Source organism: Paenibacillus nasutitermitis (genome assembly GCF_014641075.1).
Taxonomy (GTDB): domain Bacteria; phylum Bacillota; class Bacilli; order Paenibacillales; family Paenibacillaceae; genus Paenibacillus_Z; species Paenibacillus_Z nasutitermitis.
Genome location: NZ_BMHP01000001.1, coordinates 198117 through 210505 on the forward strand (window position 1 = coordinate 198117; position 12389 = coordinate 210505).

Genomic DNA, 12389 nt, shown 5'->3' on the forward strand with positions numbered 1-12389 from the left:
GCCTAAGGTGATTGAGATTCGCAACGTATCCAAAACATATCCCAACGGAACAATAGGTCTCGCCAATATCAGCCTGACGATCAGACGGGGGGAGTTTGTCGTTATTGTAGGTCTGTCGGGAGCGGGGAAGTCCACGCTTCTGCGGTCGATCAACCGGCTTCATGAATTAAATGAAGGCGAAATTCTCATTGACGGTCAATCCATTACCAAAGCAAGAGGCTCGGCTCTCCGGCGTATCCGCAGAGGAATCGGTATGATTTTTCAAAACTTTAACCTGGTGAAGCGCTCGTCGGTCATCCGCAATGTTCTGGCCGGCAGAGTAGGTTATCATTCCACGCTTCGCACCGTATTCGGTCTGTTTCCCAAAGCCGATATGGATTTGGCATTCCGTGCACTGGAGCGGGTTAATATTGCAGAGAAAGCCTATTCGCGAGCCGACCAGCTGTCCGGAGGGCAGCAGCAGCGGGTAGCCATTGCCAGGGTGCTGGCGCAGGAGGCCACTATCATTCTGGCGGATGAGCCCGTGGCTTCTTTGGATCCGCTGACCACCAGGCAGGTCATGGACGATTTGAAAACCATTAATCTGGAGCTGGGTATCACCACCGTCGTCAATCTTCATTTTGTCGATCTGGCGAAGCAGTATGCCACCCGCATCATCGGTTTGCGGGCAGGGGGAATCGTATTTGACGGGCCGGTGGAAGAAGCGACTGATGAGACTTTTGAAGAGATCTACGGACGTTCAATCAAATCCGATGAACGGTTGGGAGAACAAAGCTCATGAACCCGAATGCAGATCGAATGAGGGACAAGCCTGGCCGAACCAAGCATGTTCTGACCGCAGTGCTTGTGCTGCTCCTGTTGTGGGGCAGCTATGCGCAAACGGGTTCGTCCATCACGGCGCTTGTGCAGGGCTTGCCCAATATGCTGGAGCTGCTGCGGGAGATGTTCCCCCCGAGATGGAGCTATCTGGACAATATTGCGGGGGCAATGCTGGAAACCGTCCGTATGGCGATAGCGGGCACCACCTTCGGCGCGATGTTGGCGATCCCGGTTTCACTGCTCTCCGCCAGCAATGTTATCCGCCGCGGATGGATTTTCTATCCGGTCCGGTTAGTGCTCAACCTGATCCGGGCGATTCCCGACCTGCTTCTGGCTTCCATTTTTGTGGCGGTGTTTGGTCTGGGAGTGGTGCCGGGCATCTTCGCGCTGTCCATCTTCTCCATGGGTCTGATTGCCAAGCTGACCTTCGAGTCGGTGGAGACCATCGATCCCGGTCCGCTCGAAGCGATGACCGCGGTCGGTGCCAACAAGATACAGTGGATCGTCTACGGCCTGATCCCGCAGGTAAGCCCAAGCTTTATTTCATATGTGCTGTATACCTTTGAAATCAATGTTCGGGCCGCTGCGATTCTGGGGCTGGTGGGGGCCGGCGGCATTGGACAATATTATGAGAAAACGCTCGGTTTTCTGGAATATGACAAAACCAATACGATAATTGTTTTCACTCTGGCGGTTGTCCTGCTGATCGATTACGCAAGCACCTGGCTGCGGGGGAAATTAGGATGAGAATAAGAAAAAGCTGGTTTATTTATGCTGCGCTGCTGCTCATTTACGTCTGGACCTTTGCCGGAATCCCGTTCAGCGGGTTCAAAGAAACAGCCGGGCAAATTACAAAAGCGATTTTAAGGGGGATTTTCTCGCCGGATTGGGGATATATTTATTTGCCCGAGGGTGAGGATCTGCTGCGCGGACTTCTCGATACATTGGCGATTGCGGTTATGGGGACGTTTATCTCCGCCTTTCTGTGCATACCGATTGCGTTCTGGGCGGCGGCAAGGAATACGAAAAGCAAAGCAATATCGGATACAGGCAAATTCCTGCTGAGCTTTATCCGCACGTTTCCGGAAATCATATTGGCGATCTTGTTCATTAAAGCTGTGGGTCCAGGCTCTTTTGCCGGGTTGCTGGCACTGGGCCTGCATTCCATCGGGATGCTGGGCAAGCTGTTCTCGGAGGAGATCGAGAATGTGGATGCAGGCCCAAGCGAGGCGCTGACCGCTGCAGGTGCCAACCGATTGCAGATTCTCTGGTTTGCGGTTATTCCGCAGGTGCTGCCCGGTTTCATTTCCTATATCTTGTACCGGTTTGAAATTAATGTCCGTTCGGCGACTATTCTGGGTATTATCGGAGCGGGCGGCATCGGAACGCCGATGATTTTCGCACTAAGCAGCCGGGACTGGGACCGCGTCGGCATTATTCTTCTCGGGATCATTGTGATGGTAACCGTGATTGATGCGGTGTCCGGGTTTGCCCGGAGGCGGGTCACCTAATCAGAGCATCATTCTGCGGGGGAATGAAAAAATAGGACCAAGCGGGGTGCGAACCGATGGAGATCGGCTGCGTATGCGCTTGGTCCTATTTTGTGTTGCAATGACTTTATTCACGGTGCAGTGACTTTGTTTACATCTCCATGTTGCAAGGATCCTTGCGAAGGAAATGCGGCGGCTTATTTGCGTTTCCACACCGTTCCGTCGGAGTAAGCAACGCGGTCAATTTTGATGTTGGATATTTTGGAGCAATTTTCAAAGAGATTCAAGGTCCAGGTCAAGGTATAGCTTTCATAGCTTTCGGCACTGATATCCTGGGCGCGGCCGCTAAACCGGTTGCTTTTGGTAAACATCTGGTTTACCGGCTCGCCAAACGAATCCAGGCAGCTGAAGGACAGCTCCATCGCAATGATTCGTTTGCCGGTCAAGTTGGTGACGCCGATATTGGCTTCCGGGATGCCGATGCTATTGTAAGTGATATTGGATCCTTCAATGCGCAGCGGGACATTCTTGTTCTTGGCCAGCTCTTGCTTATAATACTTAACAACGTCATCCCACTGTTTCTGGAAAACATTCTGAAGTGCCCCATAATAATTGTCGGATTGATATAAATTTGAAGCTTTCTGATAGCTTTTACTTGGGGTATCCACTTCTTTGGCGGTGATGCTCTTGATGGTTCTGCCCAAAAAGACGTTCTCTTCATAATCAAGAGTAATCGTATCGCCGGGCATTGCGGCGGCATCCTGGAAAGCGGCCTTCTGCTTGGGAGCAAGCACCAGGGAATATTCCTTCCAATAATAAAATTCGTCATCATAGGCAAAATGCTCGTAATTTACGGTAATGGTCTCCGTACCCAAGTTCTTTACTGACGTATTGGTGATTTGGAGGGGGAGCGCGGTGTAATATGGGCTCTTCTCCTGGCTGCCCGTGATAACCTGCAGCTGTGTGCCTTTCTTGACCATGGATGCGCCAACGCCATCGAGCAGGAAACGCAGCGGCACCATAATCCGGCCGTTCTTCTCGATCGCGGGCGATCCCAGAAACACGGATATCCCGTTTATCGTACCGGTCGGTTGGTTGAGCGTAACGGCAAGGGTTGTTTCTTTGCTTGTGCCGAGCAGTCTGCGGTTAGCCGCATCCCAGCTGAATTCGAGTCCGAGGCTCTTAAAGGTTTCCCTTGCCGATACCAATGTTGTGCCGTCCCTGGTGATCGGTGCCTGCGCATAGGCCACTTTGGTCCCGTTTACAAGCACGGCTGTAACGTCCTCCTGCTTTGCAGCCGATGCGGCAGCAGGGATGCTTGCAGCCATAATAATCAGCGCGATTACAAATAATAATGATTTACGCATGTTTCCAGTTCCCCTTTATATTGTCTATCTTTCACCGGATGATTATAATACAAATTCCATTCTTCAAACAGTCCATATTCTGGAAATCATATCCGTTATTTTATAGAAGCCTAATCCGGCTCCTGGAAAAGGATTGTTCGATTCCGCCCCGGCATGAGTCTCAAAATGAAAATTCAAGCTGCTCCACCGCGTTTCCTGGCTGCTGCAAGGACTTTCGGTCTCCCGGAGCGCCTTGAACCACAGCTTGAATGGCGGACCGTTCCGGGCGGGGAAGCGGCTGCCTGGTGAAGCCGTAATTATGAAGCAGATTATGCACCTTCTCCATAAGCTGATCCGTGTAAGCGCGATTGGCGTAGGCGCCAGTTCCGGGGAATAAAGTGCGGTAGGCGGGCAGCAGCCTGGGAAAATGAAGTTCAAGAACATGCATATACCAGGCTTTCACATCGGGACTCAGCCGCAGTGGCGAAGCGTGCGCGAACGAAGCACGATGATTTCTGGCAGCCGCAATGAGCTGCTCCAGATCGCTGCTTGCATCGGTCAGGCAGGGGAGTATCGGGGCAATGAATATGCCGGTCCTGATGCCATGCCGCTCAAGGGTTTCCACGGTTTCCAGACGCTTGGCCGGAAACGGGGAGGCAGGCTCCATCTTGCGCGTGATATCGGCCCGCAGCGTGTTGATACTGATATTTACGGCCGATATACGCATCTCCTGTAGCAGATCGAGGTCGCGCAGAATAAGGGGAGAACGGGTCGTAATCGAAGTTGATATCCGGTACTTCGCCAGCACCTTCAGACTCTCCCGAGTAATCATCTCCTTGCTTTCAATGGGCTGGTAGGGGTCTGTCGCGGTTCCGACAGTTACCTGTCCAATATGGTTAGCTGCGGCTTCGAGGTCGCCACCGAATTTTTTGGCGTTTCTGGCCAGCTGGACTTCCAGCGCCTGGGCCCCGTTATGCTTGATGGTGATATGGTTCTGGAATTCGTCCTCGGCATCCCGGCCGATAAAGCTTTGGAATGCTCTGGCATAGCAGAAGCTGCACCCATGCGCGCAGCCGCGGTAAGGATTGACGGACCATTCGAAAGGCATCGATTTGGCGGTTACTTTATTAAGCGTCTGCTTGGCTGTCGCGTATTCGTAAGTTTTTTGCGCCATAAGAGCTTCTCTCCCTTCCGAAGTGGAACACCCAAATACCGATCATTTATGCAAACAAGGTCCTAAAGGTCAGACCTGCATATACGGCTTGTCTTTCACTATACCAAACATATGTTCCTATGTAAATCCATTCGCTCCTCCTTTCTCTGGAAGTCGTTCCTAAGCCAGGATAAAATAAAGAAAGCCCCGGGCGGATGTATGACTCGCCCGGGGCTCTCCCTTATCTATGGAGCAATATGCAATTGTGCCTGGTCCAGTGCACGCAGACTTTCAAACAGGTTGTCTGCCGGGAACCTGCCGCTGAACAGCAGGCTATTATTCGCGGTTTCGCGAGGTCATCTGCTGCCAGACGGAGCCGGCGGCTTCTTCCCCGCGCTCAATCCGTTCCAGGGCAATCCGCGCCTGCAGGCTGACTTCAAACTCGGTGTCCGCGGCTGCTTCCTTCAGAGCTTCTACAGCCGATTCGTCTCCCGCCTCATAGAGGAAACGGGCGGCCCGCCAGCGGACCAGCTTGTTGCGGTCGCGCAAAGCTTCTATCATCGGACCGGTAGCCGACGGATCGCCCAGGTCCGAGAGCGTATCGCCGGCGGTGCGCCTTACGGAGGCGGAGGAGTCGCGAAGCGCCTGGAACAGCAGCGGCAAGGCCTCAGGCACACGCAGATCGCCGAGATACACAACGGCGAGTCTGCGGATCGAGACGTTCTCGTCGGCGACCGCCTTGGCCAGCAGCGGAAGCATCGACGGCTCAGGAGCCGTGCGCGACAAGGCCTCGTAACGCACGTTCCAATCCGGTGAATCCAGACGCCCGGCGAGCTCGGCTTCGCTCAGCGGGGCAGGCCGCACCGGGGCGGCAGCCGCAGCTGCATCCCCGCCCGCCGGCCCGGCCGCGGCAGCGGCCGCCACAAGCTCGTTGAGCCGCTCCTGCGGGTACGCGGCTTCGAGCTCCTTGACGAGCTCTGCGGCAATATCCTCGGGCTCGCCATAGCGGACCCCGAGTTCCTCCAGCTTGCGCTCGCGGATCAGAGAAGCGGCGGCAGCGGCTGTGACCGCTTCTGTGAATGCCGCAGGCATGGCTGCCTTGATCTCGCGTTCGCCGAGACGTACGCGCACCTGCATGGGGATACCGCGGTACATTTGTACAGAAGCATGGGCTTCGCCGAAATGCTCCTGCTGGATCCCCGCGACGCCATCTTCCTGCTCATCCTCGGCGCTCTGGAGGATAATTCGCGCTTCCGCCAGAATGCGTTCCCAGTCGGCGCCCGGCTTGCGATCAAGAGCAATAAAGTCCGCGGTACGGAATAATCCGCGCACGCCATCTATATCCAGGAGCCTGCGCAGCTGTTCCGGCGCATCGGCAGCGTGTTCTTTCTTATAACTGAGCCGCTGTCCCTGAGGAAGTTTCTCGTCCACGTTCAGTTTCATGGAATTGGGACTTGGCGTCGGTTCAATGGATAACAGTTTCATGGCAATACCTCCATATCGGGTAAATCCTTTTGCTACAAGTGTAAACCATTCTCCGACCCATCACAAACAGCTGCGGTTACAGAAGCTAAGCCCTCCAGCGAACCGCCGCCGGATTGCCATTAAGTTTTATGCAAATCGATCGCATTATAGGTTATTATTATTTAATAGAAAACAGCGGCCGACAGCCGGTCATGTTACCATTTAATAGGCAGGAGCAGATCATAGATGTCAATTTTTGGAGGGCGCAGCATCAGATTCAAAATATTCATGGGATATCTGTTGATTGTTATATGTCTGGCAGTATCGGTTATCCTCGTTTCAACCCGGATTTCATCCCTTCAGAATGAAATTGATTTTATTTCCAATCATGATGTGGAAGTCCATAATTTAACCAATCAGATTGAGAAAAAATTTCTCAACATGGAAACCTCCCAGCGGGGTTATATCATCACGGGGGATGAAAGTTATCTTGCTCCGTACGAAGAAGCTGTGGATAGCTGGAAAGCCGATTACTCCCGTCTGTATGGGCTTCTCATGGATAACCGGGACCAGCAGGCTAAGCTTGAGAATCTGAAAGTGACCATGCAGAACTGGATTGACATAGCCGGAGCCCCGACGATCGCCATGAAGAAAGAAAACAAAACCGCGGAAATTTTCGAATTTTTCAAAACCGACCTGGGCAAAGAGCAAATGGATTCCATCCGTTCCCAGTTTGAGGACTTCCGCGTTACGGAAAAGGTGCTGACCAACAGCCGAGCAGAGCGGCTGAACGCGCAGAATAATTTTCTCAAAGTCGGCATGTACAGTCTGTTGGTCATAGTCGCCTTAATATCCATTCTTGCCGCCACGGTTATTTCGCGGGTTATTGTGAACACCATTAAGGAAGTGACCCGTTCGATCGGCGAGATCGCTTCCGGCGGTAATCTGTCGCAGAGAATTGAAATCACGACCGATGATGAAATAAGGGATCTTGCAGTCGCAACCAACACGCTGCTGGAATCGCAGGAGCGGCAGAGCTGGAAACAGGCGAAGCTGGCCGAGGTGGTCAGCATGTATCAGGGGGTTAAGGATCTCGATACGCTGGCCCAGCAGTTTATTTCCAAAATCACACCGATACTGGATGCCTCACACGGTGTCCTCTACATTCATGCCGGCAAAGGCGATCGTTACAGGCTGGTCAACAAAGCCTCATACGCCGCGTCGGGCATAGAGATTGGAGCCAGCAGCTTCCGGTTGGGAGAAGGCCTCGTCGGACAGGCTGCAAGGGACAAACAGATGATCAGGCTGAACCATGTGCCAGACGATTATATCAAGATAAGCTCAGGACTGGGGCACACATCCGCCGGGCAGATCCTGATTGCTCCCGTGGAGTTTGAGGGAGATGTGGTGGCCGTTGTTGAGCTGGCGGCGCTTGAGAATTTCGGGGAACTGCAGGTAAGACTGTTTCGCAAGATACTGGAAACCTTCGGCACGACAATTAACAGCGTGGAGAGCCGAATGGAGATCGAGCGCCTGCTGAAGGAATCGCAAACGATGACCGAAGAGCTGCAGGTGCAGTCCGAGGAGATGCAGACGCAGCAGGAAGAGCTGCGCGTCGCCAACGAGCATTTGGAGGAACAAAACCGTTTTGCCGAAGAGAAATCCAGCGAGCTTGAGAAAACGAAGGTCGTACTGGAAGAGCATGCCGGCAGGCTGGAGCAAAGCTCCATTTATAAATCGCAGTTTCTGGCCAATATGTCTCATGAGCTGCGGACTCCGCTCAACAGCATGCTGATTCTGTCGCAGATGCTTGCGGAGAACCGCAATGGCACGCATACGCCGGAGGAGCTGGAATATGCCCGGATTATTAACGCGGCCGGTCAGGACCTTCTTACGCTGATCAATGATATTTTGGACTTGTCCAAGGTCGAGTCCGGCAAGATGGATCTTGTAATAGAAGCCATGAATATGACGGAGCTGCCTGCTATCCTCGATCAGCAATTCTCCGGGATCGCGGAGCAGAAAGGGCTGGAGTTTGTCATCGAGTGGGAGCCCGATGTCCCCGAGCTGTTCTATACGGATACCCAGCGAATGATGCAAATTATCAGGAACCTGCTGTCCAATGGCTTCAAGTTCACGGAGCAGGGCTCAGTCGTATTCAAGGTTAGAAGGCTGGATGCGGTAGAGATGGGCAGATTGCTCGAAGTGGATAAGAGCAGAACCGATCATGGCTTGATGATATCCGTTGCCGATACGGGAATCGGTATTGCGCAAGACAAGCTGGCTCTTATCTTCGATGCCTTCCAGCAGGCTGATGGAACCACAAGCAGACATTACGGAGGAACAGGGTTGGGTCTGTCGATCAGCCGCGAATTTGCTGCTCTGATCGGCGGGAAAATAACGGTTGATAGCGTAGAGGGAGCAGGTAGCACCTTTACCTTGATCGTACCCTCCAAGGAGCGGGATATCGTTGAGCTGATAACCGCGCATGCGGAGATTATGGCGGCCGAGGAAAAGCAGCATCCGGTCCTTGAAGAACAAGCCGTAGGAAAGGCAGCTTCCGGGGCAGAGAGCATTGGGTTCAAGAAGAAGAAGGTTCTTGTGGTCGATGACGATATCCGGAATGTGTTTGCTTTAACGAACGCTTTGGAAAATGAAGGGATGAAGGTGCTTTCCGCCCAGGACGGTCAAGAGTGTCTGATCATGCTGCAAAAGGAAAACGATATCGACATGGTATTGATGGATATTATGATGCCGATAATGGACGGATATGAAACAATGAAGGCTATCCGCAAAATTCCGAGACTTGCACAGCTCCCGATAATTGCGGTTACCGCCAAAGCCATGAAGCAGGATCGGGAAAAATGTCTGGAAGCCGGTGCCTCCGATTACATTTGCAAGCCGCTGGAAATGAACCAGCTTTTTTCTCTGATGCGGGTATGGCTGAGAAAATCCTAGCGGACTTTCAGGTGAGGAGCGAAGCTACCCGGGGGGACGGTCCGGGGCGTGCGCCCAGCCCGATTGTTGGATCCCATGCAGAGAAGTAAAGCTTGCATGGGATTAATACGCTCTCTTGTGCTATAATGGAGTGATGACAAAGTATTGTAGTGAAGGACGGGATCACAAACAATGATTAGTACAAGCGGCATTACGCTTCGCTTCGGCAAGCGGGCGCTATTCGAAGATGTGAATATTAAATTCACGCCAGGCAATTGTTATGGTTTGATCGGCGCCAATGGAGCGGGCAAGTCGACGTTTCTGAAGATATTATCCGGTGAAGTCGAACAATCCAGCGGTGAAGTTCATATTACGCCGGGCGAGCGGCTGGCGGTGCTCAAACAGAACCATTATGAGTACGATGAGTCCAAGGTTCTCGAAACGGTTATTATGGGCTACAAGAAGCTGTTCGAGGTTATGAAAGAAAAAGACGCCATTTACGCCAAAGCGGAATTTTCCGATGAGGACGGGATGCGTGCGGGCGAGCTGGAAGCGGAATTCGCCGATATGAATGGTTGGGAAGCGGAGTCCGAAGCGGCCAGCATGCTGAACGGGCTTGGCATACCGCCAGAGCTGCATGATAAATTAATGTCGGAGCTCTCGGGCAACGAGAAGGTGCGTGTGCTTCTTGCGCAAGCGCTGTTCGGTACGCCGAATATTCTGCTGCTGGATGAGCCTACCAACCATCTGGACATGGAATCGATTCACTGGCTTGAGGATTTCCTGAGTAAATATGAAGGTACCGTAATTGTGGTTTCCCATGATCGTCACTTTCTGAACCAGGTCTGTACGCATATCGCGGACATTGATTTCGGCAAAATCCAGCTCTATGTAGGTAACTATGATTTCTGGTACGAATCCAGCCAGCTTGCACTCTCGCTGATGCGTGACTCCAATAAGAAAAAAGAAGACAAGATCAAGGAGCTGCAGGCATTCATTCAGCGCTTCAGCGCCAATAAATCCAAATCGAAGCAAGCGACTTCGCGTAAGAAGCTGCTCGATAAAATTTCTCTGGACGACATCCGTCCGTCAAACCGCAAATATCCGTTTATCAACTTTAAGCCGGAGCGCGAAGCAGGCAAGCAGCTGCTGCTGACGGAAGGCTTGACGAAGGCTGTTGACGGCGTTACGCTGATCGACAACTGGACGCTGGCGGTCAACAAAGGCGACAAAATCGCGCTGGTTGGTCCAAACACACTACCTAAGACCGTCTTGTTCCAACTGCTCACAGGGGAGCTTGAGCCTGATTCGGGAACCTACCAATGGGGGATTACGACGACCCAGGCGTATTTTCCGAAAGACAATGCACCGTATTTTGACGGGGTGGAAATGAACCTTGTGGATTGGCTCCGCCAATACTCCAAGGACCAGGACGAAAGCTTTATCCGTGGTTTCCTTGGCCGCATGCTGTTCTCCGGAGATGAGGCGCTGAAGAAAGCAAGCGTGCTTTCCGGGGGCGAGAAGGTCCGCTGCATGCTTTCCAAGATGATGCTGTCGGGCTCTAATGTCCTGCTGATGGATGAACCGACCAACCACTTGGATCTCGAATCGATTACCGCTCTCAACAATGGTCTCATAGATTTTGACGGCACACTGATCTTTACTTCACATGACCATCAGTTCGTTCAGACGATTGCGAACCGGATTATCGAGATTACGCCAAATGGCGTTATCGACCGGATTATGTCCTATGACGAATATTTGGAGAACGATGAGGTCAAAGCGCTTCGCGAACGGATGTATCCGCCGGAGTAAGCTTGGAATTCACAGCAAATCTGACCTTTAAACAGGTCTGTGTAAAAGCGGTTGGGCATCTCTCTGCAAGGAAGGGAGAGAGCTCAACCGTTTTTTTTGTGCATGCGCCGACCGTGGGGTATTTTCATGGCGAAAATAATAGGCATATGGTCCTGAATATATGAACTGCAGGCCTGCAAAAACCGATTGAAACCATATTTTTTGGCGAATTATGATAGAATATTAGAGAAAGTTTTACCAATTGGGGGGGGAGCGATTTGAAACAGGCAGCCAGCGGCGAAGACGGCTTCACGCTGATTGAAATATTGGCGGCTATCGTCATCCTGTCCGCAGTCAGCTTGACCATGACAGGTTTTTTCATGAATGCTCTCTCCTATGCCAAAGGAAATCAGAACAAGACGGTTATGGTGAATCTGGCACGCAATGCCTTATTTTATATGGAGAAGGAATCATTTGATCCTGTTCAGGCTTACTTCCTTAAAGACGGGCATCCCCTTATTACACCGGAAAACTGCGCAATGAATGATCAGAGCCTGTTCGATTGCAGCGTATATTCAGAAACGGTCCGAAACACGCAAACGCTTGCCCAGGTGCTGCGCCCTGAAATCAACGGCATTGAATATCTGGTTACAATCGAATATCAGCCGCGGCTGCTCGACAGTGCCAAGCCTGAATCCCGGTATTTGCTGCCCGTCCTGGTCAAAGTGAAAAGTTCGGATAGCGGGCGGAAACGTGACATCGTCGAAGTGGAGGGGTATATCACGGATGAGGCTATACGTTGACAGGCTAAAAGCAAAATTACGGGAAGAACAGGGATTAACCTTGATTGAATTGATTGCCGTCTTAACCATTCTGTCCGTCGTGATGGGCTTGATCTATTCCACCATCACCTTCGGCTTGAATGCCTATCATAAAGTACGGATCGAGAATTCCCTTCGCGATGAAGGGGATCTCATCATGTCCTCCATTATAACGGAGCTGTATACCTTCGGCCCGGAAATCATCGAGCAGGAGCAGGGGAATACAAGCAGCATCCTGTTGAAAAGCAGGGACCAGAGCGCGCAGAACCTGGATGCTGTGGAAAAATCCGAAGCTGTAGCGATCAAAGGGGAAACGCAAAAATCCCTCTATATCGGGAATGAAGAAATTGGGATTGATTCCGATTTATCCGGCTCCGTCATTAATCTGGATTGCCAGGGTCTTGCAGCGTGCAGCAGCGGACTTATTCAAATCAAGCTGAAGCTGAAACAATCCTACGGCGGCAAGGACCATGAGCTGATGCTTGAAAGCAAATTCGGCTTTTAGTTCTATGAGGGTATTCCGTTAAGGCGAGGCTTTATTACTACAAGATTCATCGGAGGGAAA

General features: G+C 52.0%; 10 protein-coding genes. 7 read left to right on the top strand and 3 right to left on the bottom strand.

The annotated features are described in order from the left end of the window. Positions 1–7: 7 nt before the first annotated feature. The 3 genes from phnC to phnE (IEY46_RS00870) are packed head-to-tail and all read left to right on the top strand — an operon-like array spanning position 8 to position 2330. Positions 8–781 (top strand): phosphonate ABC transporter ATP-binding protein, encoded by a 774-nt coding sequence (gene phnC, locus IEY46_RS00860; protein ID WP_188988235.1) that lies wholly within the window; start codon positions 8–10, stop codon positions 779–781. Further along, positions 778–1566: a phosphonate ABC transporter, permease protein PhnE gene (gene phnE / locus IEY46_RS00865; RefSeq protein WP_188988237.1), complete on the top strand. Its 789-nt coding sequence runs from the start codon at positions 778–780 to the stop codon at positions 1564–1566. Before phnC ends, phnE (IEY46_RS00865) begins: the two co-directional genes overlap by 4 nt. Further along, complete coding sequence (gene phnE / locus IEY46_RS00870) at positions 1563–2330, top strand: phosphonate ABC transporter, permease protein PhnE (protein WP_188988239.1); 768 nt, start codon at positions 1563–1565, stop codon at positions 2328–2330. Before phnE (IEY46_RS00865) ends, phnE (IEY46_RS00870) begins: the two co-directional genes overlap by 4 nt. A gap of 176 nt (positions 2331–2506) precedes the next feature. Here phnE (IEY46_RS00870) and IEY46_RS00875 read toward each other — a convergent pair whose 3' ends face one another. From IEY46_RS00875 to IEY46_RS00885, 3 genes are all read right to left on the bottom strand, one after another. Continuing rightward, entirely contained in the window at positions 2507–3676 is a 1170-nt protein-coding gene (locus tag IEY46_RS00875; protein ID WP_188988241.1) for a stalk domain-containing protein, read from the bottom strand. Positions 3677–3836: 160 nt separating this feature from the next. Continuing rightward, entirely contained in the window at positions 3837–4829 is a 993-nt protein-coding gene (locus tag IEY46_RS00880; RefSeq protein WP_188988244.1) for an SPL family radical SAM protein, read from the bottom strand. A gap of 315 nt (positions 4830–5144) precedes the next feature. Beyond that, positions 5145–6293 (bottom strand): conserved virulence factor C family protein, encoded by a 1149-nt coding sequence (locus tag IEY46_RS00885; RefSeq protein ID WP_188988246.1) that lies wholly within the window; start codon positions 6291–6293, stop codon positions 5145–5147. Positions 6294–6518: 225 nt separating this feature from the next. On the opposite strand from IEY46_RS00885, the gene IEY46_RS00890 reads away from it, so the two are divergent. From IEY46_RS00890 to IEY46_RS00905, 4 genes are all read left to right on the top strand, one after another. Beyond that, a complete protein-coding gene (locus IEY46_RS00890; RefSeq protein WP_188988248.1) occupies positions 6519–9230 on the top strand; it encodes a CHASE3 domain-containing protein in 2712 nt (903 codons plus the stop codon). Positions 9231–9401: 171 nt separating this feature from the next. Beyond that, positions 9402–11024, top strand: a complete 1623-nt coding sequence (locus IEY46_RS00895; protein WP_188988250.1) for an ABC-F family ATP-binding cassette domain-containing protein — start codon at positions 9402–9404, stop codon at positions 11022–11024. Between the two features lie 257 nt (positions 11025–11281). Then, positions 11282–11806: a PulJ/GspJ family protein gene (locus tag IEY46_RS00900; protein ID WP_188988252.1), complete on the top strand. Its 525-nt coding sequence runs from the start codon at positions 11282–11284 to the stop codon at positions 11804–11806. Next, positions 11790–12329: a type II secretion system protein gene (locus IEY46_RS00905; RefSeq protein ID WP_188988254.1), complete on the top strand. Its 540-nt coding sequence runs from the start codon at positions 11790–11792 to the stop codon at positions 12327–12329. The genes IEY46_RS00900 and IEY46_RS00905 overlap by 17 nt, the downstream gene beginning before the upstream one ends. Positions 12330–12389 lie beyond the last annotated feature (60 nt).